We start from the raw sequence: 23,474 nt of genomic DNA, 5'->3' as shown, positions 1-23,474 counted from the left end.
GCGGATCTCCTCGGGTGGTCATGCCGGGATGGGGATGGGGTGGTGGAGCGGGTGTCGGCGGCCGGTCAGGGCCCGTCGAAGAGGCCGGCTGCGTCCTCGTACCGGCGGGCGGCCGTCTCGTACTCGGCACGCAGCCGCGCCCGGAAGTCGTTCATGTCGGTGCCGCGGGCTGCCCAGCGGTCCCGGGCGGCGGCCCGACGGTCCGCGTTGAGCTGCCCGGTCCAGCCGTGGCGCTGGTTCTCCTCGAACTGGCGGTCGCGGAGCTGCTGCACGGCGAACAGGATGTCGTCGAACGCGGCGACCGGGATACGGCGGGCAGCGACGATCGGATGCCCGTCCCAGTCGTCGACCGAGAGGGAGATTCGACTCATCGGGTCGTCGCTGCGACCGTCACGCAGGTCGTAGGCGCCGGCCAGGCCGCCGAGCACGGTCTGGAAGGCGACGAACGGGGCGCGACGGCCGGTCCACAGGGGGCTCAGGCGGGGGTTGTCGTCGGCGAACACAATGCCTCCTCTCCGGGGCTTGGTGGGTAGGACGCCGCGAGGGCGGGACGGGGGTTGGACACCGCCCCCGCGGCGGGCTGTGGGGCTACTTCTGCTGCTGGGCGGCGGCCTGTCGGGCAGCTTCGGCGGCAGCAGCCGCGGCCTTCGCCGCCGCCATGTGCTGCCGGGTCTGCTCGGCCAGCGCCTTCGCGTTCGCGCCCTGCTCGGCCGGACTCACGACGACTCCCGCACCGGCACAACCAGGAATCGGTCGCTGTCGAGGTCCATGCGGACGGTGGCGGGCTGGCCCTGCGCGGTCAGCTCGGCGGCCTTCGCTTCCGCCGGCCACGACCCGCGCGGGCCACCAGCCGGGAAGTCGGCGAGGATCACGCGGGCCATCACGCAGCCCCGATCAAATCGAGGCGGCCGGCCTGCTCCAGCTGGCAGCGGCACATCCGCATCTCGTCCTGCGCGGCGAGACAGCCGTCGAAGTCGGCGGCCTCCGCCCGCTCCCGGCAGTGCGCTGCCGCGTACCGGTACGAGGTGGCCACCTCCAGAGGCGCCAGCATGCCCGTCTGCCCAGCATCCGCCAGGATCACGAAGGCCTGCGTCATCGTCTCCTGCGACAGCCGAATGGCGTCGAACTCCGCGGGCGACAGAGAGGAAGCGGGACGCGCAGCCAGCTCGTCGTAGCGGAACGCCGCCGCCTCGTAGCGGGCCACCGCACGGACCACGTCCAGCGGAACCGGAAGGAACGCGCTCTCCAGGCGGGCAATCGCCTCGACGGCGGCCGGCGGCAGAGGGGCGGTGCCCGCGTTCTCGGCGCTGTCGGGCGCCGGTAGGATCTGGGTAGCCACAGGGTCTCCTTCACAGAACCTGGTGGTTAGGCCCTGGCCAGGGAGTGGAGTCCCTGAGCTGGGGCCGTCTTTGTTTGTGGGTGCTGGTGGAGCAGCACAGGTGTCCCCTTCGAACCGGTGGAGCGGTCCGAGTGGCACTCCACTAACGTAGCGTCAACTCTGGACCGTGGCAATCCACTGTGGGACTCTTTCTTCATGCCAGCCGGAATCCACCTCAAGACAGCCCGCACCTTCCGCCCCGACAGCCCAGAGCTGTACGAGAAGGCGAAGGCTGCCGTCGGCGAGGTGGGCTCAACGATGAACGACCACATCAACGGCTTCCTGCGCTGGCTCGCACACGAGACGGACGAGCTTCCCGCCCGCCCGCCGGCCAAGGATGAGCGGAAGACGGAGTCGCCGTGATCCGTTTCTGCGAGCATCTTCATGCCGACCAGCCAACGCCCAACGCGCGCGCGGCAGAAGGTCACGACGAGGACACCGGAACGCCATAGAAGCCCCGCCCCGACACCGCGGTGACACGAGCCCGTCGCCGCCCCGCCAGACCCGAGCGCCACGAGCACGGGAGCCGTCATTGTGGACGTCGTAGACACCTGGACCGGCCGTGCCGCCTGCCTCCTGCAGCAGGCGATGCGGATGACGAACGAGGCGTTCGCTGAACACCTCGGGATCTCGGAGCGGACCATCAGCCGATGGCATGCCAGCCCTGAGATGGTTCACCGGACCGAGGTGCAGCAGATCCTCGACATCGCGCACAGGGAGGCGGGTGAAGACGTGCGACACCGGTTCGCGCTCCTGCTCCGCCCGCCAGCCCCGCGCATGGAAGCGCAGGCGCTGCGGGTAGCGATAGCGGTCGTGGCCCGGGGCGACGAGATCCTGCTGGTGTGCCGGCGCGGGGAAGGCGAACTGCGCTGGCAGTTCCCCGCGGGCATGGTCAAGCCGGGCGCCGACCCGTCGACGGTGGCAGTGCAGGAGACGCACGGCGAGACCGGCGTCCACTGCACGATCCGCGAACAGCTCGGCGAGCGCGTCCACCCGGTGACCGGGGTGGTGGCCTCTTACTTCCTCGCCGATCACCTGGCCGGCGAGGCGGCGAACCGCGACCCGTTGGAGAACGTCGACGTCGCCTGGGTTCCGCGCGCCGCCCTGACCCGCTTCATTCCTGCAGAGCAGATCTTCCCGCCGATCTTGACCGCCTTGGAGGCGACTGTATGACGACCGAGACCACGACCGAGAAGCCCGGCATTTCCGCCGCCATCATCGTCCGGGACGGCGCGGTTCTCATGGTGCGCCGCCGGGTCTCGGAGGGGGAGCTGATGTGGCAGTTCCCGGCGGGCCAAATTGAGGACGGGGAGGCCGCGGAGGATGCAGCGGTGCGGGAGACGGTCGAGGAGACCGGCCTGGCCGTCACGTCGATCAAGCTGCTCGGTGAGCGGGTTCACCCGAAGACGGGCCGGCTGATGTCGTACACGGCGTGCGAGCCGGTGCAGGGCGAGGCCCGGGTCGCGGACGAGGAGGAGCTGGACGCGGTCGCCTGGGTCGCCCACTCGGAGATCAAGGAGTACGTGCCCTACGGCCTGTTCGGACCCGTCCAGGAGTACCTCGACGCCGTCCTGCCGCACTGACGATGTGGCCTGAATCTCACCCGAAGGAGCGTCTGGTGTGCGCCTCGCACGAGTGAGTGAATAGAACAGCCCCAGAACGCGAACGGCCGGGCGGTGGCGACCGCCCGGCCAGTTCGACCAGCGAGTGGCGACTCGCTGACCTGTAACTCAACCCCGACAAGGATGGAGTCCTCCATGCAGAGTAGCGGCACAACGCTGTTAGCGCCCGCCTCTTTGTCGACAGATCGCCTCATGAACGCCCCGCTCGACAAGCTGCTCGTCGAGCACGGCGTGGACGTGGTGGAGATCGAGGCTGAGCCCGGCTTCACTGGCGGCGCCTTCCGCCGGCCGGACGGCTCCATGCTCTTCGTGCGTCCGACTGGCCGGCCTGCCGCGGAGTGGGAGTTGGCGGCGCGGGCGCTGTTGGGCCGGGCGCTGCGGGTGCCGTTGCCTCCGTTGCCGGCCCCGTTCGAGGTGACGGAGGTCCCGGCTCCTCGCGCCTGAGCACAGCAGGAAGCCCCCGCCCGGACTGCTGCCGGGTGGGGGCTTCGCCTTGTCATCCTCCGAGGAGTCGCTGCTTCTGCTGCTGGAACTCGTCCTCGGTGAGGGCGCCTTGGTCGCGGAGTGCTGCGAGTTTGGTGAGCTCGTCGGCGACGGAAGCAGGGGGCGGAGCAAACGGCATCGGGGGCGCGGCTGGTACGTGCTGCGTGGCGATGGCGGACTCGACGGCTTTGCGGAGTTCCTCGAACGCGGTCTTCTGCCGGGTCGTGAAGAGCACTGAGTTTTCGTCGTTGACGGCTGTGTAGGTCTGGCTGCCGAACTTGGAGCGGCGTTCGTTGCCTCCGGCGGCGGAGAAGGCGATGAAGCCGTTGACGAATGGGCCGGCGGGCTTCCACTGGACGCTGCTGATCTGCGAGATGTGGATGCGCTTCTCGCCTTTGCCGACGGTGGTGCGGGCGAGGAAGCCCTTGCGGGTGATGGTGACGTACTGGCCGTCGAAGGCGATCTGCCCGTTGTGGCCTTTCACTTCGATCATGCTGCCCCCTTGATGCGTGAGGGCGGCATCGGTGCATCAAGGGCGGGCGAGCATTGACTGATCTACCGCATCGTTATCCGAGGTAGGTGACCTGGAGAACGGTGATTGTCTTCAGTGTCTGGCCGACGAGGAGCGCGGCGAAGGAGTGCTCGGTGACGAGCATCCGCATGATTCCGTCGTCTTCGCCGTAGGGCTCGGTGGCGGCGATCGGATCGTGGCAGGCGGCGGCGAGGGCGAGGGTCAGGGCTTCGCTGGCGACGGCGGGCATCGCTTCGTGGACGGCCTCGGCTGCGGGGTCGTACTTGAGCCGGTACACGGACAGGGGTCTCCTACGGATCCGTTGTTACGACGCTCGGACTACGTCGTCTGCCTGCACGTCTTCCGTGCCACCCCTGGCATGCTCGAGTGTAGCGAATGGGTGACGCTGCGTGGCGCAGATCAACTCACGCGGCGCCGCGGGTACGGATCCGGTTGGCGTCGTCGAGGACGCGATCTGTGACGTCTGTCCAGCCGGCGGTCGGGTCCTCGCCGCGGGCCTGGGCTTCGGTGATCTCCCGGCCGCGAGCAACAGCGGCGACGGTGTCCTTGGCGATGCGTTCCCAACGCGCGAAGACGGCCAGGAGCTCGTGGGCCGGCGCTCTGTTGATCTCGCCGAGGAAGCGCTGGGCGAGGGCCGGGTTGCCGAGGGCGTCCCGGATGGACTCGATGGTCCAGGGTTGCTCGCTCATCTCGACCTTCCAAACGTTAGCGGGCTTACGTTCCAGGCTAGCGTTGATACGAGACCTCGCGCCGAAAACCGCCAGCCGCGATGGCTATCCGCGAACAGATATCCGGCGCCAGTCCTGCCTCGGCGCCTGCCACATTGCGACACGCAGAGGCGCCCCACCCATGCAGGGTGGGGCGCCTCTCAAGGGTCCGACGGTGTTAGCGTGCGGTTTCGAAGGTGACGGGTGTGTTCGGGCACTCGTCGGCGAGCTCGCTGAGCGTGGCCTGCTCGGCAGGGTCGATGGCGAGCCCCCACCGCGTCTTGATCGTCACCCAGTCGGTGAAGTACTGGCAGCGGTAGGCCTCGGCCGGAGGCTGCCAGGTGGCGGGGTCCTGGTCGGCCTTAGACCGGTTGGAGCGGGCAGTGACGGCGATGAGCGCACGATGGTCGTCGAGGTCGTTGGCGTAGGCCTCGCGTTCGGCCGCAGTCCACTCTCCTGCCCCGGAGTCCCAGCTTTCGGCAAGTGGGACAAGGTGGTCGATGTCGAGTCCGCGAGCCCCGTCGACGTAGGTGTCGTCGTAGGGGCTGTACCAGGTGCCGCCGGTCAGGGTGCAGCGGCCGGTCACCTGAGGGGCGTTAACGGCTTCCTCGAGGAGCACTTCGTTGCGGGTGGAGCAGCCGTCTTTGTCGGCGTCGACCCAGTGCTTGAACGCTTCCCGCTGGTAGCCGGCGCGGGTCTCATCTGCGATGGGGAGGGCGTTGAGGAGGCTGCGGACGGGGATGGTGTGGGTGGTGCCGGGGTCGGCGTGGGCGGGGCTGATGAGGGTGGCGAGTGCCGCGCCGGTGGCGGCGAGGGTGGCGAGGATACGCACGGGGCGCCCTTTCGAAGATCCGACTGGTCGGGATCTTCGTAGCGGGGCGGAGTGCGGGCGGTCGACGGCTACCGGCGGTACTTCACCCGGCGGTGCGAAAGGTCAGACGATCGGTGCGGTTCGGTAGTTGCCCGGTCACGCTTTCGCCGCGCCTGAGGAGGCTGTGCTCCCCGGGGCTGCCGGGTTGTGGCCCCGGCCACACCTCCCACAACCGGCTTGCCGTACTGCCGCGTAGCCCTCGACTCTGCTGCCCCCACCAGCACGAGCAGTCGAGGTCGCCGTGAACTGCCCCTCCCCGAAGTGCGGATCATCCAACGTCCAACTGCTGTCCCTCTACGTCGACGGCCTGGCCCCGGGCGCACCGAACCGAACACGGTTCGCCCGGCCAGCCTCGGAGGGCGGGGGCGCGCTGCCTGCGCTCGGCCTGTTCATCCTCGGCATCGCGATGTTGATCTCGGGTGCGGCCCTTCCGGGGGTCGCCGCGATCGTGGCGGGCGCCGGCTGGGGCTACGTCATCTACAAGAAGGTGGAGGCCGCCGACCGGGCGCGGGCCGCGTGGGAGAACTCTCGGATCTGCCTCGCCTGCACCGAACAGTGGACGCCCTGACGACAGTCTGAAGCCCCCACCCTCCTCGTCGGAGGTGGCGGGGGCTGCGAGGCTTGTGGTCGGTCGGGGCCTGCTACGGACGGGCCCCGACCGACTTACTGCTCTGCGGGCGGGGTGCGTTCAGCAACCGGCGCTCCGCGTTCGCCGTAGGCAGGGGCATTCTCGAGAGCTCCGGGCGCCGGGATCACGTCGACGGCGACAGACATGCTCCAGCCCTCCTCGTCGACGTCGCCCGCCCCTTCCCGCCAACGGAACTCCGTCATGTGCGTGACGTCCCCTGAAGAGGACAGGAACAACGGCTCGACCTGGGTCGAGCGGGCACCGTCCCGGAACATTGCGTCGACCAGAGCCCAGCCGATCAGAGGGCCGACCTTGGCGGTGTCGTGCTCGGTCTCGCGGGTCTTGCGGTTGTAACGCGAGACCTGGGTGCCGACGAACCATCCTTGAGGTGCCGGGATGAGGGAGAGGATCTTGCCACCGTAGCTGATTCCGTTCAGGTGATCCTGGACCGGGTCGCGGTTGTCAGTCATTCGGCCTCCTGGGCTGGTTAGGGCGGGTCTGTGGTGTGACGGTACGGCCGAGGAGGTTCGTCCGTCAGGGAGTTGGATCAGACAGTCTCCATAGGACTCTGCCGTCACGCGGGGGCAGGTCGTCGTAGCGGCTCACGGCTGCTCTTCTCCGAGGGCCTCGCACATGGAGCAGGTGAAGCCGGCATCGACGTTGCCGCGGGCGAGTGGGCAGGTCTCGTGGTGGATGCGGCGGGCTTCGGCGAGGGCTGCTTCCGCACGATCGGCGCGCTCGGTGTCCTGGGCGGTGTTGTCGAGGACGGTGGCGCAGGACGTGCAGGTCGTCATCCACGTGATCGTGCTCTCGTACCGCAGGTACGCGTCCAGCTCGGGCTTGATCGCGACGAGGACCGCGTCGGCGACGCTCCGCCTGGACGTGAGGCGCAGCCACTCCCCGCGGGTTTGGAGGGCTGGCCCGACGGCGTTGAAGGCGCGGGCGCGGAACTGCTGCGGAAGACTGGCCGCTTCCCTGGCGAGGATGGCCTCAGCGATCGCTTGATCCTGGGCGTGGGGTGCGGGCTGGTCGGCCATGCGGCACTCCGGGGCTGATCGGGCTGGATGCTGATCGCGAGGTTCATGCCGCACAGGCCGAGGATGCCTTCCGCCCAGGTGAGGGTGAGGTGGGCGCGGCCGGTGAGCATGTGGCTGAGGTGCTTGGTGGACAGACCGAGCTGGCGGGCAACCTCGGCCTGGGGGACGCCGGCGTCGGCGAGAACCTGGCGGACGAGGGCGCGCAGCTGATCCTCGGCGGGCTGATCGTTCACGCGGTCCACCTTCGAACGGGGATGCCAGCCTCGTCGGCAAGGTCGGCGGTGTGGGTGGCGCCGCGGCTGCCGTCCTTGATGAACGCCAGCACCACGTCGGCGCCGAGTTTGACCATGCGGGCGTTTCGGATGAACCCCGCCCGCTTGCCCCCGGACTGCCAGTCGGCGGGGTGCGCTTCCTCGGTGACGCCGTGAATGAAGCTGTTGGCGATCCGGCACCAGCTGGCCGCTTGCGCATCAGCGCCTCGGGGGCAGGCGCCGTGGACAACGATCAACCGACGGTCGGCGAGCAGCGCTTCGTCGCGGACGTCGTTGAGCGCGGACCACACCGCTTCGGGTGCGGGCCAGGTACGGGAGCCGGTGACGAGCACACGGTACGGCTTCATGCGGCTTCCCTCCTCCGCTGACGGCGTTCGGCCCGGTAGGCGCGTTCACCTTCTGGGCAGCCTTGGGTGCAGGCCCAGGGGTCTTCGCCGCGGCGGACGTGCGCGGTGAAGCCGGCGTGGTCGCCGTGGCGTTCACGGCGAAGGATCCCGGCCTGGTAGGCGAGGTGGACGGCGTTCACGAGCGAGGTGGCGCCGAGCTTGCCCATGAGCCGGTGTCGGGTGTCCTGGACGGCGGGCACGGTCTTGCCGAGGGCGCGGGCGGTGGCCTCGGTGGTCTGGCCGTCGGCTGCATGCTTGAGCACTGCGACCTCGAGGTCGGTGAGCTTCCAGGTCGGGCGGAGGGCTCGGGTCACGGCTGCCTCCGTCCCGCCGGCTGACCGCCGAGCCCGGCCTTCAACTGCCCGCCGGGGGTGAGGTTGCCGTCTGCGGTGGCGAGCATGACCAGGGCCCGCTCGAGGACCGCGACGGGGCTTTGGCCGGGGTAACAGCGGCGGAGGATCCGCCACATGCGGAGCGTCGGCTGCACGTGCGGCAACGACGGCCGGCCGGTCACGAGTGCACCCGCTTCCCTCGCCCGCTGTACCAGGGCAGCGCGAGGCCGTCGTCGACCGCGCGGGGCACGAGGTGCAGGTGCAGGTGGAACACGGACTGGGTGGCCGGCCGGCCCTTGCTGGTGATCAGGTTGTAGGAGCCGAGACCGGCGACGAGTTCGGCGGCGCAGCGCATGGTGGCGGCGGAGACGATCGGGTCGTCGACGAAGTCGCGGACGTGCGTGCGAGGGATGACGAGCACGTGGCCGCGGACCACGGGGTTGAGCGGGACGAGGGCGATCGCCTCGGGCCACTCTTCGACGATCTCGGCGGGCGCGCGTCCAGCGACGATCTCGCAGAACGGGCAGGGCTGTTCGGGCATGGTGCGGGCCTTTCGATGGCCGCCGCCCCAGACCGGGGCGGCGGCGGGTGGGGAGGGTCAGATCTTGAGGCGGGCGCGGATCCATTCGGCGTCGGACTCGGCGACGTGCGCGCCGGCTGACCGTTCGACGTACAGGCGTATCGGCTGGCCGTCGCCGTCTCGCTCGGGGCCGACGCGGACGTGCCAGGGCTGGGAGCCTCTGTCGGCGGGGGTGTGGCCGTCGGGGCAGTGCTCGCAGTCTCCGGCCGAGGCGGGTTCGGGGTCGTCCCAGACGATGACGGTGTGGCCGCCGTGGCCGTGGACGGCTTCGGCGTGGGCGACGTCGTCCCAGAAGACGGTGGAGGGGCGGTCGCCGAGCCAGCGAACGGAGACAGTGCCGTCGGTCCAGAGAATGCCGTCGGCGACGCGGCCGGTTCCGGAGACGCCGGTGACATCGTGGTTGCGCTGGAGGTGGAAGCGGCGGGGCTGGGTCATCGGTCTTCTCCGATCGGCAATAGATCCATGGATCCGGTGCACTTGCGGTGGGCGATGTAGCGGCTGTACGGCTGCTCGCACTTGAAGCACCCGGGTCCTTCGAGGCTGAGCAGGTTCTCGTGGTCGAGGAGTTCGGGACCGGGGGTTTCGCCGCGGTTGAGGCGACGGATCATGTCGTCGCTGACGCGGTGCATGGTGAGGATGGTCCAGAGGTGTTCACCGGGTCCGGGGTCGGTGAGCTGGGCATGGACCTTGGGCGCAGGTACGGGTACTTGGGTCATGGGCAGTGCCTTTCGAACGGGATCCGCCGGTGGCCGCCGAGGCGGTCAGGGTTCAGCGAGGTGGTCGGTGGCGGGCTGCACGTCGGTGATGGTGTGGAGTTGCACGGCGGTGAGTCCTTGGCCGCGGAGGTCGCGGAGCCGTGGGTCGACGGTGGTGGTGTCGTCGAGCTCCTCGTCGAGCCACATCGGGTCGCAGAACGGGAACGGGTCCGCGGTCATCGCGGCGCCTGGAAGGTCCACCACCCGTCGAAGCCGGGCGGTATGGCCGGGTAGTTGGCGAGCATCGGCTGGAGGATCGCAAGGCGGCGTTCCTGTTCGGCGAGGGTGCCGGTGCCCCAGTAGGACTCGCCGTCCCACCGGCCGTGGCAGGTGCCGCCGTGCCGCCCGTCGTCGTGCTGTTCGAGGAACTGGCGGGCGTCGGCCGGCTCGGGGTACTGGAGGTCCCACAGGTCGCCGATGCAGGCGACGGTGACGCCGCGGCGGCGACGGAACCAAACCGCTTCGATACGACCGTCGAAGTAGTACTCGTTGCGGCCTTGCGGGGTTTCGGTCCGGCTGCCGTGGAGCGTGTCGAGGTCGACGGCGTAGGGCTTGCGGCTGATGAGGAATCGGTCTTCGCGGATCACTGGGCTACTCCTGTTGATCGAAAGCTCTGTGCGCCTGCGTAAGGCTTTGGCGAGAGGTTCGGCGGACACGGAGCCGCCGAACGGGCGAGGGACGCTGAGGCGGGCACGCAGCGCCCCTCGCGACGGTCACACGGCGGAAGGCGCCTCCCCCGCCTCCCCGTCGACGGCCCGCTGTGCGTAGGCCTGCGCCGCCTCCGCAACCTCGAACTCCCGCACCACCAACGCGGCAGCGTGCAGGAACCCGGAGGCGATCCCGTCAGCAACGAGCCGCGTCTCCACAGCCGTCGCGTGCCGGGCCGAGGCGAGAGCACGAGCCCGCTCCACCTCCAGGCGGGCGACGAGCGCACGGTGATCCGTCACGGCCGCGCCCCGTCCTGCCGCGCCCCGACGGCGGGCCGATCCGGGCTCTTCAGACAGGTGTCCGGGTCGATGCCCTCGCAGTTGCCGCAGGCGTGCGGGAGTCGGTAGCCCGCGTCGGCCAGTTCCTCGACGAGCACGTCGCGCCCTTCGCTGCTCGCAGCCCATCGGGCGACGACTCGCAGCACCTCGGCGGCCTGCGTCTCGGTGGCTGCCGTCTTGTCGGCCATACGACGCAGCTCCACCTCGGCCTGGTCGGCCATGCGGCGCAGCAGCTGCGTGGCGTGGATCGTGCCGACGTCCCATGCCTCCCGCATGCTGCCCATGTTCTCGTCGCCCTCCTCGCCGACCATGACGTCGTACTCCAGGGCGAACACCGCGTCGGCGGCTTCACGGAGGACGGCGGTCCGATCGGTGCGCGTCTCCAGCACCTGGTCCCGCTCGTCGATGAGGTCGCTCACCCGGGCCTCGGACGCGTCGTACATGGTGCGGAGGTTGGCGATCTGGGCGGCGTACTCACCGAGGAGCGGGGCCCGGCGGGTGATCTCAGCCGAGAGCACGCTGGCCCGACGGCGGGCGCTGTGCCACGCCGTGCGAGAGCGGTCCCGCTCGCGCTTCAGCTCGCGGATGTCAGCGCCCATCGCGCTGATCACCTGGGCGGCCCGGTTCGCGACGGTGTCGGCGTCCGCGTTCTCGGCGCTCGTGTCGGTGTCGTGGTTGGTGGTCGCGGGCAGCACGGCCAGCACCGCGTCGGCGCCCTCGGCGGCGTCCCACTGCGGGTGTCCGAGGTCCATCAGGGCGGCGGCGATGCGGTCACGGAGCGGGGTGGTCTGGTCAGCGGTCGCGGGCAGCACGGCCAGCACCGCGTCGGCGCCGTCCCGGTAGTGCATAAGCCGTCCGTTGGGCAGGTCGTACAGGTCGCTCCCGTCCCTGAACTGCCAACCGTCGGCCTTAGCGAGGGCCTCGGTGATGCGGTCGCGGAGCGGAGTGGTCTGGTCGGTCATCGGGTCTCCAAGACGGGTCGGGGTGGGATGATCAGGGCCAGGCCCGGGGCGCGGTAACGGCGCGCCCCGGGTCGGCTTGCCGGGGTCACGTCCCGAAGAGGGACGGGGTGTGATGCAGTTCGTCGAGCCAGCCGCGGAGAAGCCCCAGGTTCTTGTCCGGGCCGAACGCCAGGTACGTGCCGTCCGCGCTGTCGCAGCCGAACCACTCGGCTATCCGCAGCCGGTGCCGGGAGTTGACCCGACCCATGTGCACCCACTTGCCGCGGGCTTTCGCCTCCCGGGACAGGCGTTCGGCGACGGGCCCGGTCTTCCACTCGGTGCTGCCGGCGATGAACAGAACGTCGAACGCGTCCCACGGCACGCCCAGCAGATCGCAGCCGTCCTGTGCAGCGAACGCTGCGGGGATACTCAGCTCGCGGATGCGGGCCAGCCACGGCAGGGACTCGGCGAGGGTGCCGGCGGCGTCGAAGGGGACGTCTGGGGCGACCGCGCCCAGACACCGGTCGGTGCCGTACCGGTCGACGGTGTTGCACAGCCACTCGTACCAGCGGTCGGCGCCGGGCCAGCCCTTGCCGAACTTGCCGTTGTCGCAGAAGTACTCCGCGCCGTCCGGGATGCGGTTCCCTTGGGCAGGGGTGGTCATGCAGGCGAGGTCTCCGGCGGCCATCGCGGCGCGCACGTCAGGCCCCGACGGGGTGCCGATGTACAGCACGGCGCACCATCCGGGTGGCGAGGACGACAGCGACAGGGAGGGCGGTGACCCATAGGGCTTTGCCGACGAGCTGGCCGGCCACGGTGTGCGTAGTGATGGGGAAGCCGGCGAGGGTGAGGAAGGCGTAGGTGTCGACGATCGCGCCGACGAGGCCGGAGGCGAGGGCGGCTCGGGCCCAGCCGCGGGAGCGGAGCGGCGTGTACACGGCCATGTCGAGGAGTTCCGCCAGGAGGAACGCCACCGTGGAGGCGATGGCCAGGGCCGGGGACATAACGGTGGTCAGGACTGCGCCCGCCGCGATCCCGGCGAACACCCACCGCGGTCCGGCGGTGTCCTGGACGACGTCGCGGAGGAGGAGGGCTGCACCGGCGGCGTAGGTGCCGGCGGTGGCTGTGAGGCCGAAGCCGACGGGCACGAGGCCGTAGTGGGTGGTGGCCCAGTTCGCGGCGGCGATCGTGGCGACGAACGCGGTGATCGCGGCGAGGGCTCGCGGTGGGGTGCTCATCGGGTTTCTCCTGGGTTCGGGCCGCGGGTGCGGCGGTCAGGCGGCGGTCTGGTCGGGTACGGCGGTGAGGTGTCGGCGGGGGCCGCGGGTCATGCGGTGACGTACTGGCCCCACTTGCAGTCGGTGCACAGCCACGCCTCGCCCTCACGGAAGTCCGAAACGTGGTTGGCCTCGTACTCGACGGGGCTGCCGCACTCCGGGCAGGCCTCGGGCCGGCCGTCCGGCTCGACGTCCTCCGGCTCGTCGTCGTGGGACTCCGGGTCGTTCACCGCGTAGTCGCTCTCGACCCGGTAGCCGGCCGCCCGGTACTTCGGCAGCAGCTCCTCCTCGATCGCGTGCAGGCCGCGGTCGTCGTCGTGACCGTCGTCCGGGCCGCCGTGAACGCGGACGCTGTAGCCGTCCGTCCACAGCTCGATGGTCATCTCGCCGCCGTCGGGGTGGGCGAGGTTCCAGGTGTGCTGCACGTGCTCGTCGTCGGTCATCGGATTCCTCCTGAGGTTGGGCCGTGGCGGCGGGGGTTGTGGGGCCACTGGTCCTCTAGGCGGGAGTGGCGGCGGGGCGGGAGTGGGTGCCGCAGTGCCATCGGGCCTGGAACTCGTCGCGGTACCGGCCGCCGGTGATCGGCTCGACGGTGAGGCCGGCGGCGAGAGCGCGGCGGCGTTCCCCCTCAGTGCGGCTGAAGTGCCGGGCGGCCTGATCGGCGGTGGCCAGCGTCCAGACGTCGGGGACGAAGGCGACGGCGGCGGAGGCAACGCACCCGCAGGGATGCCGCTCCAGCCAAATGCAGTCGTCGACAGGTGTCTCCTCGCCGTCGATCATCACGGTCGGTCGGTCGTTCACGAAGTCCTCCGGGAATGGGTGGGCTGGGTAGGGTCGGGGCAGACCCCGGCGTGTTACGAGCACGCCGGGGTCGCCGCGTTCACGGGGTGGGGTGGGTCGCCGCGAGGCAGGCGGCGACGATCACAACGGTCGGGGTCGAGCCGGGGAACTCGATGACCGATCCGTTCGGGCAGCCCAGGCCGGAGTCGTCGGACTCGTTGGCCACGGCCCAGACGGCGCCGGACGGGTGCCGCAGGATGCTGAGCGGCATCTCGTCGTCGCCGACCCAGCCCGCGCCTTCCAGGGCTTCGAGGACGTCGAGCCGGCCGTGCCAGTCGCCGGGCTCGGGCTGGCTGATGATCAGGTGCAGGTCGGGCATGGTGTTCCTTCCGGGTTTGAGGTTCACGGGGTGGAGGCTTCGGTCTGGAACTCGATGACGACCTCGTCGTCGCGGACGTGGAACCGCAATGCGTCGTCGTGGAGTGGCTGCTCGTCGGCGAGGCTGTGGTGCTGCCGGTAGGCGCGCTCGGCAACCGCCCAGGCCTTACCGATCTCGGCAGCGGCGGCACCCCAGGGTTCTGCGGCGGGGACTACCCAGCGGTGGATCGTGCGGGTGACCGTCTCGGCGGTGAAGTCAGCCACGGGCGGCCCCCATCCGCTGAATGCCATCGAGGCGGGCGACCGCAGGGCAGGGCCACTCATAGCGGTCCGGGCGCCAGGACGGGCCGTTGCCGTCCTCGTTGACGCAGCTGGCGCAGACGAAGCCGAGATGCTGCCGGGAGCACAGGTCTTCGAGGTCGTCACCAGACTCGCAGTGGTCGTCTTCGTAGCCGTCGCTGTTCGGGTCGCAGCCGCAGTTCTCGGCGAGCGGGAGGATCTCCTGTCGCTGGTGGTCTTCCAGCCGGATGATCAGCTCGGGGTGGTTGCGCTCGGCCCAGAACCGCATGCGGTGGGCGAACTCGGTGGCGGTCTCGTTGGTGAACGGGGTCATCGCCAGGGCGTTGCGGGTGAAGCCTTCGGCGGCGCGGACACGGCGGTCGAGCATCTCGTAGCCGAGCCGGTTCAGGTCGTCGTGCAGGGACATCGGTTCTCCTTCGGGTTGGGCCTTGGTCACAGCGCCCAGAGGCTGGGCTGCATGGGCTCCAGGTCGAGGGCGGTCTGGCCGTCGCAGTGCTCGACGGCGGGTTCGGCGGCACGGATGGTGCGGGGCCGGGCGGGGGTGGGCTGGAGGCGGCGGGCGCAGACCGGGCAGAGGCCCGACGGCGACGGGCGATGCAGAGGCCGGCCACACGCCGCGCAGCGGGACATCAGGCGGCCTCGGCCAGGTCCGCGGTCGTGCCGAAATCCTGCGGACTGTGGATCACGGCCCGCAGTCGCGCCCCAATCCAGGCCCCCACCTGCGGCGAGACGGCATTACCGAAGCCGTCAACCTGGTTGCGGGCAGTACCCCAGACCTTGAAGGTGCCGCGGTAGGCGCCGAAGTTGACGTCGAAGCCGCAACCGCGACCGATCTCGTGGGCCGCCATCATGCGGTAGAAGCACTCTTCGATCGGCAGCTCCGACAGCGCTGGCCCCCAGTCGGCCGTGACCAGTGCCGTCGTATCGCGGGCGGTGATGGTGCCCAGCGGATCGGTCACCGGGTGAGCCGCAGTCTCTGTCCCGGTGGAGCCGTTCTGCTTGAACCATCCGGCCGCGGTCAGCAGCCCGGGAATCTGGTCGGAGGTGAACGTCGACATCGGTTCCGAGTGCACGGCGGGCACAGTGTGCTTCCGGTACGGGATGACGCCGGAAGACACCACGGCGAGCGTCTCGGAACCGACCTGAGTGGGAAGCGGTTCCCCAGCACCGCGTGCGGCGCCCTGGTAGTTGTCGATGGCGAGCGCGATCGCCGCCTCGTCCCAGAGGCCCTGCGGGGCCCGCCCGGTCGACAGGATCGCCGCCTCCTGCTGGCTGGTCTGCGTCGCCAGCGGCTGAAGGAGCAGCCGCTCCGAGCCGTGCACGCCCTTCGCCGGCATGAGGATCGCCGGGAAGTCCGCGAACTTACGTCGGCACCGTTCGATCCGGGCCGTCGTCGACGCGGCAAACGGACCACGGTGGCCGTCGCTGAACGTCTTCACCGGCCGGTCACCGATGCGGGTACCGAGGTCGCTCAGGTCCAGGGCGGCGATCGACGGTGTCATCGGCGGAACAACCTCGCGACGGCACGAGGGGCACCGATAGTCGTACTGCTCTCCGTAGGCGACCTTCCCGGTCGGCGGGATTCCGGTTCGCCACGTCCATACCGCTTCGACGTCCTTGTCGCAGTGGTGGCAGCGGGAGACGGGTCGGTGCTCCAGGTCCGGCATCGGCAGGGACTTGTGCACGAACGCCCAGTAGCCGCGGTTCCGGGACTGCGGCACGTCGAAGAACTGGGAGTTCAGGAACAGCACCTTGTGGTTGTAGTCGAGCAGCTCGAACTGCTTCAGCCACCACCGGTACGTCGATCCGTCGCCGACCTTCTTGCTGCCAGGCAGAAGCGGACCCCAGGACTGCAGCTCGGTGGTGCACTCCACGAGGATCATCCGCGGCCGGTGCTTCTGCGCGTAGTGCAGGACGCAGTTGGCGGTGGCCCGGTCCCGTTCGGACTTGGTGACCCGCGCCTCGTAGTCGGGGTCGTCCAGGTCGAACAGAGTCCCGCCCGTCAGGTACGCCTTGAGCGTGTTGGCCTGGGAGTGGTTGACGCAGCTCACGCCGGCGACGAGGAGGTCGGCGGCGGGAAGGTCCCGGGCGGAGTGGTAGTCCGCCGCTTCGGGGTCGACGAGGTCGGCGATCCAGTGCTCGGCATCGGGGTGGTTGGCCTCGTGGACCTCGACCTTGTAGCTGTTGTGGTTCGCCGCCATGATCGTCGTGAACCCGGCCATCTCAATCCCGCGGGTCAGACCGCCAAAGCCGGAGAACAGGTCCACGGCGACCAGGTCGTCGTGGCGGAAGCGGCGACGCCGGACAGCCGGCCGGTGCGTGGCCGTGCGGGCCTTCTGCTTCTTCGACGTGGTGGACATCAGGCGGCGTCCTTTCGGAGGGCGGCGAGGAGCCGTTCGCGGTTGGCGCGCTGTTGGGCGGGGCTGAGCGGCATACGGCCGTCAGCTGGCCGGTACTCCTTGACCCGGCCCGTGGGAACGGCCTCGAGGTACAGACGGCCGAGACGGTCGGCGGGCGGGATGCGGAGCGCCTGCCGGGCTCGGGCGACGGTCGAGGTGTGGCAGCCGAGGCGGTGGGCGATGGACGCGTTGCTGTGTCCCTCGCGGAGCAGGGCGGCGATGTCGGCACGGACCTTCATGCGGCGGTGGCCTCGGCTTCCTGGTAGCGGCGGGCGTGGACGGTACGACGGGCGCGGCCGTCCTCGTGGCACGGGACCTCGGGAGTGACCTGGCAGTCGGGGCAGCAGGCTGTGGCCTGGGCCCAGTCGGAGACCCGCTGCGAATGCGGCTGCGACAGGACCGTGTTCCGGGTGCGGACCACGCACGGCAGGTGGGCGGCGGCCCCGCAGTGCGGGCAGGCGACCGAGCGGGCCGGGTGCTGCTTCGCTCGGAGGACGTGCCGGATCGACTCGGGCATGGAGGCGGCGGGCTGGCGGGGGGTCATCGGGTCTCCTCGGCGGGGATCGTGGCGGTCGACGACCACCAGGTGTCTTGGGTCTCTGGGTTGTCGGGGCCCGAGCGGCGGCTGAAGTCCTCGGTTGCATCGACCCGGTACTCGTAGGTGCCGTCGTACAGCGGGCCCTGGACCTCGCGCACAGTCGCGGTGCCGGAGCGGGCGGCGGGCCACTGCTGGCCGTGGTGGCGAACCCGTGTTCCGACGGGCAGCGGATGAGTCATCGGGGCTCCTCGGTCTTTGGCGGGCAGTTGCCGCAGTCGCAGGGCTGGTCGGGGAAGTGCTCTGTGTTCCGGTAGTGCTTGACGGCGGCGTCCCAGGCGGCCTTCGGCAGGGACCACTCCGGGGGCGGGCCTGGCGGACTGGACCCGGCCGGCCAGGCGCCGGGTCGGTGACCCGGCGGGCTCGGGACCGCGGCCGGCTTGGGCGGGTCGGTACGCCGGGACTTCCCGGCGGCGATCTGCTGCCGCATGAACGCCCGCAGATCTGCCCCTCCGCGCTCGGAACGCATCGCCTTGATGTCGTCGATCTCTGGCTCCCAGCCGGCGGTCACGACGCCTCCTCGACGATGTCGGCGTCCGGGATGTTCTCGTCGGCCTCGATGCGGGCGAGGGCGCGGGCGGAGGCGGCGCGGATCCGCTCTTCTTCGGCGGCCCGCTGCTCCGGCGTCTGCTGCGGCTCACCGGACGCGGCCCGGATGCGGGCGGTGTGCGGCTTCGACAGCGGCTTGCCGAGCGGGTGCTTCTTCGTGGCGTAGTTGGACTTGCAGGGAAACCCGATCTCGGCCGCGCACATCGGGCAGACCACGCCGAGCGGGCCGGTACGGCGAACGGTTTCGATCAACTCTGCGGCGGGCTCGTCGTCCTCGTCGGGCACCTCGCGGTTGCCTTCCCAGCCCCGGGCCTCCAGCTCGGCCACGAACTGGCGGGTCGGACCGCCCTCGAGCGCCAGCCGTCCGGTGGGGGCGGCTATGCGGCCGGAGGCGATCGCCTGCACTTGGCCGCGGTACCGGGCCAGGTACTCACCGACGCTCTCGTCGGGCAGCGGCTCGTACTGGAAGTTCTCCAGCCGGGCGTTGCGGATCTTCGTGCGGAGGGTGCGGACGTTGTGCGGCTGGATCCACAGCTTCTGGCTGGGGTCCTTCGGCGGCGTGCCGTAGAAGGCGGCGACGGCGGCGACGGCGTCCTCGTCGAAGGGCACGTCGTGCAATGCGGCGGACCAGGCGCGCGCATCGACTTTGCCGACGGTGCGGTTGTCGAAGGCGGCACAGTGGCCGAGTAGCTGGGCGGCTTCGGACGGGGTCACTGGTTCTCCTCTGCGGCGAGTTCGGCGGCGAGGTCGAAGGCGGCGCCTGCGCGGCGGTCTGCGGTCGACTGGCGGCCGGTGGGGAAGTCAAGGACGTTCTCGGCTCCTGCGGCAGCTGCGAGGCGCTGCGGGAGCGGGTCGGCGTTCATCGCCTCGTTGACGAAGCTGGGGATCGACGAGGGGGCGGAACCCTTCCGCATCCAGCGGGCGAGGCCGGCACGGATGTCGTCGGCGGCGATGCCTTCGTCGAGGAGCTTCTTGATCTGCTTCGAGGTTTGGCCGATGACGTTGCTCGGCGGTCGCTTGTTCACCCGCTCAAGCCACTCGGCGACGATCACGTTGGCGCCCACGGTCTCGCTCTCCTCGGGGGCGGCTTCTGCCGCTCCGACGAAGTCGGATTCCTGGACGACAACGAGCTCGACTTGGCCGTCCGCCTCAGCCGACCCCTCTTCTACGGGGCTGGGGACAGGGGTAGGGGTAGGGGCAGGGGCAGGGGAATGCGCGCGTGACGCGGGCGCGCGCCCGCGCGTAGAGGCTTTCGGACCCCCTTCGGCAAGGGGCTGCGCAGGGGTATCGGAGGGGGTTCCCGAGGGGGTTACGGAAGGGGTTCCGTTACCCCCTTCGGAAGGGTCCGGCGTGGGGGTACCGAACGCCTTCCTGAGGGTGCTGATGTGGTCGGCAACCTGCTGCCGGATCGACGGCCCCTCGGTGCCGTTGCGGAGCTTCGTCGGGTCGGCGTTCAGCTCGTCGAGCGGGACGCGGTCCATCTCGGCGAGGAGGGCCTGCTGCAACTTGCGGGAGGAAATTTCGAGCGCTCCGGACACTGCGGCGCCCATGACCTTGGGCATCCGCCAGACGCCGTCGTTGCGGATGAACGACCGAATGAGGAGCTCCTCGGTGTCGTCGTCGACGACGACGAAGTGGGTCTCCTCGAGTCGGCCGATGCGCTTCTCAAGCTCGGCGACGGTGAGGCCGCGGGCCTTGCGTGCCCAGCGCCGCAGGGTGAGGTCGAGCAGGCCGGCGTGGTTGAGGTTCGGCTGCGAGATGAGGAACAGGTAGAGCCGCTGCTCCCTCTCGTCCAGATCCAGGAAGTCGGAGTCCTCCCAAACGCTGGTGAGGATCCGGCCGTGGCCACGAGCCATGAGTAGTTGTCCTTCGGATGGGTGTCTGAGGGGTTTTGGGCGCGCGGAACCAGGGCCTCTAAGGCGGCTCGGCTTGCTTCAGTCCCCGAAGCCCGGCGGCGGCACGTAGGGGTGCAACCTCAGGGCTGTCGACCGTGGTGGGTTCTTGTGGTTCGAGTTGAACGGCGGATCCTCGTGTGCGATCGACGCCTTCTCCGCCAGGTCCGGCCAGACTCCGCATCCGGCAGGGAAGAAGGACACAGCCACGAACCTGGCCAGCGGCCACCACTTCGCCGTGGTGCGGTGCGCACTCCAGCGCACCTCCATGTGGCGGCTGATCCCCACGTACAGCAGCCGGCAATTCGCTCCGTAGAAGCGGTAGAGGCCGCTGTGTCCGAAGGCTCGTTCGTCGTCGGTCAGCCAACGCGTCCAGTCGGCATGTCGATCGAATGGACGCGCCCTGAAATGCTTGGGCTCCATGAGAACGAGAATAGCGTTCGCGCACCGCGTTCACAATGCGCGGTGGCATAGCGCGACCACAGATCGGTGTGTCACTATGTGCAACATGGACGAGCTGGACGAGAGGATTCAGGCCGCCGCTAAGAAGCGGGCCCGCGCCGAGAAGGCCTTCAACGACGCCGACGCCGAGCTGCGCGCGCTGCTGGTGGAGGGGCGTGCGGCCAACAAGGGGCCGTCGCACATGGCGAAGCTGACCGGCTTCACCCGCGAGTGGGTCGCGAAGATCGCTCCCCTGTCGAAGTCCTAGCTCCTGCATCTCCCCTCCTCTCCTCCGGGCCCCGCTTCCGCGGGGCCTTTGTCGTGTGCTCGGCTGGCCGGTTCGGTCAGGTTCTCCGGGTGGCTTCAGTGCCTCAACTTGGCGCCTGACCTGCTGGTTTGCGCACGGTGAGCGGGGACGCAAACTCGGCGTCTCGTGCTGCTGGTGAACGCGGGGGCGCGCGGCGGATGGGTGTGCTTCCGTTCATGCCGCGTTCGTCCTCTGGCTCTCGGCCCGCCGGCTGCCGGGTTGCCAGCCGTTGGCTTTCCAGCGGCGGACGTCGGCGAGGTCGGCGCCGACGTGCCGGCCGATGGCGGTGGGAGAGAGTCCGCGGTCGTCGAGGAGCCGGGCGGCGTGGATCTTCTCGGCCTCGGTGAGCGGCACCGGCCGCCCGTTGAGGGCGTGTTCGACGGCGATGAAGTCGATATCGCCGGTCTCGTCGTAGGTGCTGGTGGTGGAGGCGTACAGGTAGGGGCGGCGGTCGTGGCCGACACGACTGGCGATCACGCGGCGACCTCCACGGCGTACTGGGGGTGGTCACGGAACGCGTGGTCGATGTACGCCTTGGACACGCCGAGACGCTCGGCGGCGGTGGCCCGGTCCAAGCCGCTGAATCGGATCAGCTCGTTGGCGTCCTGGGCGACGATCTCCCGCTTGGTGACGCCGTACAGCGGCTCGAAGTCGGGGTCGTCGATGACGTCCATGCGATCAGCCCAGTAGGCGGGCGTCGGCCAGCGGTTGGCGGCAGCGCGGTTTCGGGCTCGGGTGGCGCTCCGCTTGTCGACTCCGTTCCTGGTCGGCTTCTTATGGCGCAGCAGTTCGTAGGCTTCAGCGACTCGGCGGGCGGTACTGGAGAGCACTCGTTCGCGCTTCGTCAGCTGGTGCAGGTTCTCGGGGCTGAGCCCTGCATGCGGGCCGATCTGTTCGAGGGGCCAGCCGATGGCAACGAGTGCCTGCAGTCGGCGGACGGTGCCGGTGGCGTCGATCCGGCCGGTGACGATGTTGGCCTCGGTGACGGCGAGGATCTTCGCGGCGGTCGCGGGAGTGCAACGCCTGCGGCGGGGACGGCGGTTGCCGTACTCGTGGTGCGTGAAGCTGCGCACGGCGAGGTAGGTCAGACCCGTGGAGGCGGCGATGGCGTGGATGCCGATGTCCGCGGCGTACAGCTTGAGCAGGTGCTGGCGAACGGGTTCGGCGTCGGTGTAGCGGCCGGGCTCGCCGTTGGCCTTGGCCCGGTATCGGGCACGGCCCCATTCCCGGTAGCGCTGGACGCACTCGGGGAGCCGGCACTTGTAGTCGGTATAGCAGGTGATGGTCTTGTGGTGCGGCGGCTGACGGTCGGCGGCGGTCACGACTCGTTCTCCTTCCGAGGTGTGGTGTGCAGGCGGCGTGCGGCGGGGTGGTTGGCGTACTGCTCGATGCGGCGGAGTTCGCGGCGGCGGTGGATGCGGTCGGCGATCCCGTGGGCGGCGCGGCCCGTGGCCCACAGGCCGGCAGCGACTGTGAGCCCGGGCCCGCAGACGGTGACCGTGTGGTCGACCCACATCCAGGCGGTGATGACGGTGGCGAGTTGGTCGACGGTCACGGTCGCCTCCCGCGGTTAAGGAGCCAGCCGATACCAGCGCCGACGGCTCCGCAGGCGGCCAGGAACGGGTACGCCCAGGCGAGGTTTACGTGGTTGAGGGCGTCCATCAGGCGGCCACCTCCTGGTCTGCAGCGGTGCGGCGCCGGTAGACGGCTATGCGGTGGCCCTTGGTGGCGGGGGCGGTGGACGGGACGTAGGCGCCGGTGTGGATCAGGTAGTTATGTGACATGCCGCGGAGGACACCGGGGAGGACGCCGCTGGCCACGTCGGGCAGCTGGTCACGGAGGTCGTTGGCGGACACGGTGTCGTGGTCGCGCATCCAGATGAGGACGGCCTGGGCGACGACCTTGCGGTCCCAGTTGGAGGCCTGACGGACGAGCTGGGAGAGGGTCTTGTCGCGGGCTTCGGCGGCTACCTGCTCGGCGAGCGTGAGGCGAGGCATGGCGTGCTCCCTTCCGGGTGTGGTGTTCTGGGGTTCCGAGCCGGCCGCATTGCCCGCGGCCGGCTCAGGCGTGTGCGGGCTACTGCTGGGCGTTCTTGAGCGCGATGCCGCGCTCCTTGATGTAGGCGCCGAGGCTGGTCGGCTGGCCGGTCTGGGGGTGCATCAGCGGGGTGGCGAGGGCGCTGGCGGCTTCGACCTCGCGGTACAGGGCGAGGAGGCTGTCTGCGGTGGCGGTGTCGTCGCTGGCGGCGTCGATCCAGGCGGTGGCGTCGATCTCCTTGCCGCCGTCGCGCAGCCAGTCCAGGTAGGGCTTGGCGATGTCGCTCGCGCCGTTGGGCTGGTTGAGGACGAGGCCGCGGAAGGAGGGGCAGCGGGACTTGATGAAGCGGAGCCGGTTGGCCTCGTCCATCTCGGCGGCTACGCCGAACTCGAACTCGATGCCCTTGCGCTGCTCGGCGAGCAGGCCCTTGCTGACGGGGGTCTTACTGCCCTTCTCCAAGACCCACTTCTCCGACGCCCGCATCGTCGCCACGATGTGCCCGGGGTAGGACATGAGGGCCTCGATCATGTCGTCCTGGATCTCACCGCCGTCCTTCCAGGCGGCGAACTTATTGCCGCTGTACTTGCTGTCGGCGACCTGGGAGACCTGGTCCAGGGTGCCTTCGGCGCCCTTCCAGAAGTGAGTGAGGGAGTCGATCATGACGACCGGGTAGCCGGCCTGGGCCGCCGCCGCCAGGGCCTTGATGAGGCCGCGCGGGTTGTAGCGGCGCATCGGGAAGTGGTCGAACTCGACCGGGAGGTCGTTGACATACAGGGTGGCGGCGTTGCGTTCGGTGTCGACGACGGCGAACCGTTCGCCTTCGGCGAGGCCACCGGCAATGGACAGCCCAGTCCAGGTCTTGCCGCACCCGGACGGGCCCTGGATGGACAGGCGGGCCTTCTGCCCGTCCTTGCTGGCCGGACGGAAGACGACCGGGCCGTCGTCGTACTCGTCGGCTTGCGGCTGCTGGCGGCCAGTGCGGACGGGCGGAGGAAGCTGGGACATTTGG

Annotated in this window: 46 protein-coding genes and 1 pseudogene; 6 read left to right on the top strand and 41 right to left on the bottom strand. The window is 69.9% G+C overall.

What is annotated here, in order from left to right; all coding sequences use genetic code 11:
* Positions 1 to 65: 65 nt before the first annotated feature.
* The 4 genes from RM812_RS01030 to RM812_RS01015 form a co-directional block, all read right to left on the bottom strand.
* Positions 66 to 503: a hypothetical protein gene (locus tag RM812_RS01030; protein ID WP_311570423.1), complete on the bottom strand. Its 438-nt coding sequence runs from the start codon at positions 501 to 503 to the stop codon at positions 66 to 68.
* An 85-nt stretch (positions 504 to 588) separates the two neighbouring features.
* A complete protein-coding gene (locus RM812_RS01025) occupies positions 589 to 720 on the bottom strand; it encodes a hypothetical protein (protein ID WP_311570422.1) in 132 nt (43 codons plus the stop codon).
* Positions 717 to 881, bottom strand: a complete 165-nt coding sequence (locus RM812_RS01020) for a hypothetical protein (RefSeq protein WP_311570421.1) — start codon at positions 879 to 881, stop codon at positions 717 to 719. The genes RM812_RS01025 and RM812_RS01020 overlap by 4 nt, the downstream gene beginning before the upstream one ends.
* A complete protein-coding gene (locus RM812_RS01015) occupies positions 881 to 1,339 on the bottom strand; it encodes a hypothetical protein (protein WP_311570420.1) in 459 nt (152 codons plus the stop codon). The genes RM812_RS01020 and RM812_RS01015 overlap by 1 nt, the downstream gene beginning before the upstream one ends.
* Positions 1,340 to 1,534: 195 nt before the next feature.
* Between RM812_RS01015 and RM812_RS01010 the strand changes: the two genes are divergently transcribed.
* From RM812_RS01010 to RM812_RS00995, 4 genes are all read left to right on the top strand, one after another.
* Positions 1,535 to 1,741, top strand: a complete 207-nt coding sequence (locus tag RM812_RS01010; RefSeq protein WP_311570419.1) for a hypothetical protein — start codon at positions 1,535 to 1,537, stop codon at positions 1,739 to 1,741.
* A gap of 171 nt (positions 1,742 to 1,912) precedes the next feature.
* Positions 1,913 to 2,551, top strand: coding sequence for an NUDIX domain-containing protein (locus RM812_RS01005; RefSeq protein ID WP_311570418.1), 639 nt, complete (start codon positions 1,913 to 1,915; stop codon positions 2,549 to 2,551).
* Positions 2,548 to 2,961 carry an NUDIX hydrolase gene (locus tag RM812_RS01000; RefSeq protein ID WP_311570417.1) on the top strand — a complete coding sequence of 138 codons (414 nt, stop codon included), beginning with the start codon at positions 2,548 to 2,550 and terminating at the stop codon, positions 2,959 to 2,961. Before RM812_RS01005 ends, RM812_RS01000 begins: the two co-directional genes overlap by 4 nt.
* A 231-nt stretch (positions 2,962 to 3,192) precedes the next feature.
* Complete coding sequence (locus tag RM812_RS00995; protein WP_311570416.1) at positions 3,193 to 3,444, top strand: hypothetical protein; 252 nt, start codon at positions 3,193 to 3,195, stop codon at positions 3,442 to 3,444.
* A gap of 52 nt (positions 3,445 to 3,496) precedes the next feature.
* Here the strand turns inward: RM812_RS00995 and RM812_RS00990 are convergent, their stop codons facing one another.
* From RM812_RS00990 to RM812_RS00975, 4 genes are all read right to left on the bottom strand, one after another.
* Positions 3,497 to 3,976 (bottom strand): DUF4429 domain-containing protein, encoded by a 480-nt coding sequence (locus tag RM812_RS00990; protein WP_311570415.1) that lies wholly within the window; start codon positions 3,974 to 3,976, stop codon positions 3,497 to 3,499.
* A 73-nt stretch (positions 3,977 to 4,049) separates the two neighbouring features.
* Positions 4,050 to 4,292 carry a hypothetical protein gene (locus RM812_RS00985; protein WP_311570414.1) on the bottom strand — a complete coding sequence of 81 codons (243 nt, stop codon included), beginning with the start codon at positions 4,290 to 4,292 and terminating at the stop codon, positions 4,050 to 4,052.
* Positions 4,293 to 4,419: 127 nt separating this feature from the next.
* Entirely contained in the window at positions 4,420 to 4,704 is a 285-nt protein-coding gene (locus tag RM812_RS00980; protein WP_311570413.1) for a hypothetical protein, read from the bottom strand.
* Positions 4,705 to 4,900: 196 nt separating this feature from the next.
* The gene (locus RM812_RS00975; protein WP_311570412.1) at positions 4,901 to 5,554 is read right to left on the bottom strand and encodes an HNH endonuclease family protein; all 654 of its coding nucleotides are present in this window, start codon (positions 5,552 to 5,554) and stop codon (positions 4,901 to 4,903) included.
* A gap of 280 nt (positions 5,555 to 5,834) precedes the next feature.
* Between RM812_RS00975 and RM812_RS00970 the strand changes: the two genes are divergently transcribed.
* Positions 5,835 to 6,161, top strand: a complete 327-nt coding sequence (locus RM812_RS00970) for a hypothetical protein (protein ID WP_311570411.1) — start codon at positions 5,835 to 5,837, stop codon at positions 6,159 to 6,161.
* A 95-nt stretch (positions 6,162 to 6,256) separates the two neighbouring features.
* Here the strand turns inward: RM812_RS00970 and RM812_RS00965 are convergent, their stop codons facing one another.
* The 28 genes and pseudogenes from RM812_RS00965 to RM812_RS00835 all read right to left on the bottom strand — a co-directional run bounded on the left by RM812_RS00965 (position 6,257) and on the right by RM812_RS00835 (position 20,103).
* Entirely contained in the window at positions 6,257 to 6,691 is a 435-nt protein-coding gene (locus tag RM812_RS00965) for a hypothetical protein (protein ID WP_311570410.1), read from the bottom strand.
* Between the two features lie 132 nt (positions 6,692 to 6,823).
* Positions 6,824 to 7,258, bottom strand: coding sequence for a hypothetical protein (locus RM812_RS00960; protein ID WP_311570409.1), 435 nt, complete (start codon positions 7,256 to 7,258; stop codon positions 6,824 to 6,826).
* A 56-nt stretch (positions 7,259 to 7,314) separates the two neighbouring features.
* Positions 7,315 to 7,491 (bottom strand): annotated as a pseudogene (locus RM812_RS42980) (helix-turn-helix domain-containing protein); the annotation flags it as partial.
* On the bottom strand, positions 7,488 to 7,877 hold the full coding sequence (locus RM812_RS00955) for an SLOG family protein (RefSeq protein WP_311570408.1): 390 nt from the start codon (positions 7,875 to 7,877) through the stop codon (positions 7,488 to 7,490). The gene RM812_RS00955 and the pseudogene RM812_RS42980, both read right to left, overlap by 4 nt.
* Positions 7,874 to 8,230 carry a LuxR C-terminal-related transcriptional regulator gene (locus RM812_RS00950; protein ID WP_311570407.1) on the bottom strand — a complete coding sequence of 119 codons (357 nt, stop codon included), beginning with the start codon at positions 8,228 to 8,230 and terminating at the stop codon, positions 7,874 to 7,876. Before RM812_RS00950 ends, RM812_RS00955 begins: the two co-directional genes overlap by 4 nt.
* 196 nt (positions 8,231 to 8,426) lie before the next feature.
* Positions 8,427 to 8,789: an HIT family protein gene (locus RM812_RS00945; protein ID WP_311570406.1), complete on the bottom strand. Its 363-nt coding sequence runs from the start codon at positions 8,787 to 8,789 to the stop codon at positions 8,427 to 8,429.
* 57 nt (positions 8,790 to 8,846) lie between these two features.
* The gene (locus RM812_RS00940; RefSeq protein WP_311570405.1) at positions 8,847 to 9,263 is read right to left on the bottom strand and encodes a hypothetical protein; all 417 of its coding nucleotides are present in this window, start codon (positions 9,261 to 9,263) and stop codon (positions 8,847 to 8,849) included.
* Complete coding sequence (locus tag RM812_RS00935) at positions 9,260 to 9,544, bottom strand: hypothetical protein (RefSeq protein WP_311570404.1); 285 nt, start codon at positions 9,542 to 9,544, stop codon at positions 9,260 to 9,262. The genes RM812_RS00940 and RM812_RS00935 overlap by 4 nt, the downstream gene beginning before the upstream one ends.
* A 45-nt stretch (positions 9,545 to 9,589) precedes the next feature.
* Positions 9,590 to 9,763: a hypothetical protein gene (locus RM812_RS00930; protein WP_311570403.1), complete on the bottom strand. Its 174-nt coding sequence runs from the start codon at positions 9,761 to 9,763 to the stop codon at positions 9,590 to 9,592.
* A complete protein-coding gene (locus RM812_RS00925) occupies positions 9,760 to 10,170 on the bottom strand; it encodes a hypothetical protein (protein WP_311570402.1) in 411 nt (136 codons plus the stop codon). The genes RM812_RS00930 and RM812_RS00925 overlap by 4 nt, the downstream gene beginning before the upstream one ends.
* Positions 10,171 to 10,296: 126 nt before the next feature.
* Complete coding sequence (locus tag RM812_RS00920; protein WP_311570401.1) at positions 10,297 to 10,530, bottom strand: hypothetical protein; 234 nt, start codon at positions 10,528 to 10,530, stop codon at positions 10,297 to 10,299.
* A complete protein-coding gene (locus RM812_RS00915) occupies positions 10,527 to 11,531 on the bottom strand; it encodes a hypothetical protein (RefSeq protein ID WP_311570400.1) in 1,005 nt (334 codons plus the stop codon). Before RM812_RS00915 ends, RM812_RS00920 begins: the two co-directional genes overlap by 4 nt.
* An 85-nt stretch (positions 11,532 to 11,616) precedes the next feature.
* Positions 11,617 to 12,243, bottom strand: a complete 627-nt coding sequence (locus RM812_RS00910; RefSeq protein ID WP_311570399.1) for a hypothetical protein — start codon at positions 12,241 to 12,243, stop codon at positions 11,617 to 11,619.
* Positions 12,212 to 12,748, bottom strand: a complete 537-nt coding sequence (locus tag RM812_RS00905) for a VUT family protein (protein ID WP_311570398.1) — start codon at positions 12,746 to 12,748, stop codon at positions 12,212 to 12,214. Before RM812_RS00905 ends, RM812_RS00910 begins: the two co-directional genes overlap by 32 nt.
* A gap of 89 nt (positions 12,749 to 12,837) precedes the next feature.
* Positions 12,838 to 13,230, bottom strand: coding sequence for a hypothetical protein (locus RM812_RS00900; RefSeq protein ID WP_311570397.1), 393 nt, complete (start codon positions 13,228 to 13,230; stop codon positions 12,838 to 12,840).
* A gap of 55 nt (positions 13,231 to 13,285) precedes the next feature.
* Positions 13,286 to 13,588 (bottom strand): hypothetical protein, encoded by a 303-nt coding sequence (locus tag RM812_RS00895; RefSeq protein ID WP_311570396.1) that lies wholly within the window; start codon positions 13,586 to 13,588, stop codon positions 13,286 to 13,288.
* Positions 13,589 to 13,667: 79 nt separating this feature from the next.
* The gene (locus RM812_RS00890) at positions 13,668 to 13,946 is read right to left on the bottom strand and encodes a hypothetical protein (protein ID WP_311570395.1); all 279 of its coding nucleotides are present in this window, start codon (positions 13,944 to 13,946) and stop codon (positions 13,668 to 13,670) included.
* A 23-nt stretch (positions 13,947 to 13,969) separates the two neighbouring features.
* Positions 13,970 to 14,209 (bottom strand): hypothetical protein, encoded by a 240-nt coding sequence (locus RM812_RS00885; RefSeq protein WP_311570394.1) that lies wholly within the window; start codon positions 14,207 to 14,209, stop codon positions 13,970 to 13,972.
* On the bottom strand, positions 14,202 to 14,651 hold the full coding sequence (locus RM812_RS00880) for a hypothetical protein (protein ID WP_311570393.1): 450 nt from the start codon (positions 14,649 to 14,651) through the stop codon (positions 14,202 to 14,204). Before RM812_RS00880 ends, RM812_RS00885 begins: the two co-directional genes overlap by 8 nt.
* Before the next feature lie 26 nt (positions 14,652 to 14,677).
* Positions 14,678 to 14,875 carry a hypothetical protein gene (locus RM812_RS00875; protein ID WP_311570392.1) on the bottom strand — a complete coding sequence of 66 codons (198 nt, stop codon included), beginning with the start codon at positions 14,873 to 14,875 and terminating at the stop codon, positions 14,678 to 14,680.
* A complete protein-coding gene (locus RM812_RS00870) occupies positions 14,875 to 16,605 on the bottom strand; it encodes a DNA cytosine methyltransferase (RefSeq protein WP_311570391.1) in 1,731 nt (576 codons plus the stop codon). The genes RM812_RS00875 and RM812_RS00870 overlap by 1 nt, the downstream gene beginning before the upstream one ends.
* Complete coding sequence (locus RM812_RS00865; protein ID WP_311570390.1) at positions 16,605 to 16,883, bottom strand: helix-turn-helix domain-containing protein; 279 nt, start codon at positions 16,881 to 16,883, stop codon at positions 16,605 to 16,607. The genes RM812_RS00870 and RM812_RS00865 overlap by 1 nt, the downstream gene beginning before the upstream one ends.
* Positions 16,880 to 17,188 carry a zinc finger domain-containing protein gene (locus RM812_RS00860; protein WP_311570389.1) on the bottom strand — a complete coding sequence of 103 codons (309 nt, stop codon included), beginning with the start codon at positions 17,186 to 17,188 and terminating at the stop codon, positions 16,880 to 16,882. Before RM812_RS00860 ends, RM812_RS00865 begins: the two co-directional genes overlap by 4 nt.
* Positions 17,185 to 17,421, bottom strand: coding sequence for a hypothetical protein (locus RM812_RS00855; protein WP_311570388.1), 237 nt, complete (start codon positions 17,419 to 17,421; stop codon positions 17,185 to 17,187). The genes RM812_RS00860 and RM812_RS00855 overlap by 4 nt, the downstream gene beginning before the upstream one ends.
* Positions 17,418 to 17,750, bottom strand: coding sequence for a hypothetical protein (locus RM812_RS00850; protein ID WP_311570387.1), 333 nt, complete (start codon positions 17,748 to 17,750; stop codon positions 17,418 to 17,420). The genes RM812_RS00855 and RM812_RS00850 overlap by 4 nt, the downstream gene beginning before the upstream one ends.
* Positions 17,747 to 18,502 carry a zinc finger domain-containing protein gene (locus RM812_RS00845; protein ID WP_311570386.1) on the bottom strand — a complete coding sequence of 252 codons (756 nt, stop codon included), beginning with the start codon at positions 18,500 to 18,502 and terminating at the stop codon, positions 17,747 to 17,749. Before RM812_RS00845 ends, RM812_RS00850 begins: the two co-directional genes overlap by 4 nt.
* Positions 18,499 to 19,644 carry a hypothetical protein gene (locus RM812_RS00840; protein WP_311570385.1) on the bottom strand — a complete coding sequence of 382 codons (1,146 nt, stop codon included), beginning with the start codon at positions 19,642 to 19,644 and terminating at the stop codon, positions 18,499 to 18,501. Before RM812_RS00840 ends, RM812_RS00845 begins: the two co-directional genes overlap by 4 nt.
* Positions 19,645 to 19,722: 78 nt before the next feature.
* The gene (locus RM812_RS00835) at positions 19,723 to 20,103 is read right to left on the bottom strand and encodes a GIY-YIG nuclease family protein (protein ID WP_311570384.1); all 381 of its coding nucleotides are present in this window, start codon (positions 20,101 to 20,103) and stop codon (positions 19,723 to 19,725) included.
* Between the two features lie 85 nt (positions 20,104 to 20,188).
* On the opposite strand from RM812_RS00835, the gene RM812_RS00830 reads away from it, so the two are divergent.
* Positions 20,189 to 20,389: a hypothetical protein gene (locus tag RM812_RS00830; RefSeq protein WP_311570383.1), complete on the top strand. Its 201-nt coding sequence runs from the start codon at positions 20,189 to 20,191 to the stop codon at positions 20,387 to 20,389.
* Between the two features lie 213 nt (positions 20,390 to 20,602).
* Here RM812_RS00830 and RM812_RS00825 read toward each other — a convergent pair whose 3' ends face one another.
* From RM812_RS00825 to RM812_RS00805, 5 genes are all read right to left on the bottom strand, one after another.
* Positions 20,603 to 20,905: a hypothetical protein gene (locus tag RM812_RS00825; RefSeq protein ID WP_311570382.1), complete on the bottom strand. Its 303-nt coding sequence runs from the start codon at positions 20,903 to 20,905 to the stop codon at positions 20,603 to 20,605.
* Positions 20,902 to 21,750 carry a hypothetical protein gene (locus tag RM812_RS00820; protein WP_311570381.1) on the bottom strand — a complete coding sequence of 283 codons (849 nt, stop codon included), beginning with the start codon at positions 21,748 to 21,750 and terminating at the stop codon, positions 20,902 to 20,904. The genes RM812_RS00825 and RM812_RS00820 overlap by 4 nt, the downstream gene beginning before the upstream one ends.
* Positions 21,747 to 21,983 carry a hypothetical protein gene (locus RM812_RS00815; RefSeq protein ID WP_311570380.1) on the bottom strand — a complete coding sequence of 79 codons (237 nt, stop codon included), beginning with the start codon at positions 21,981 to 21,983 and terminating at the stop codon, positions 21,747 to 21,749. Before RM812_RS00815 ends, RM812_RS00820 begins: the two co-directional genes overlap by 4 nt.
* A 106-nt stretch (positions 21,984 to 22,089) precedes the next feature.
* Complete coding sequence (locus RM812_RS00810) at positions 22,090 to 22,425, bottom strand: hypothetical protein (RefSeq protein ID WP_311570379.1); 336 nt, start codon at positions 22,423 to 22,425, stop codon at positions 22,090 to 22,092.
* 79 nt (positions 22,426 to 22,504) lie between these two features.
* Positions 22,505 to 23,470: an AAA family ATPase gene (locus tag RM812_RS00805; protein ID WP_311570378.1), complete on the bottom strand. Its 966-nt coding sequence runs from the start codon at positions 23,468 to 23,470 to the stop codon at positions 22,505 to 22,507.
* Between the last annotated feature and the right edge of the window lie 4 nt (positions 23,471 to 23,474).

The sequence above is a fragment of the Streptomyces lancefieldiae genome (assembly GCF_031845825.1).
Taxonomy (GTDB): Bacteria; Actinomycetota; Actinomycetes; order Streptomycetales; family Streptomycetaceae; genus Streptomyces; species Streptomyces lancefieldiae.
This window is presented reverse-complemented; position numbering and strand designations above follow the sequence as displayed.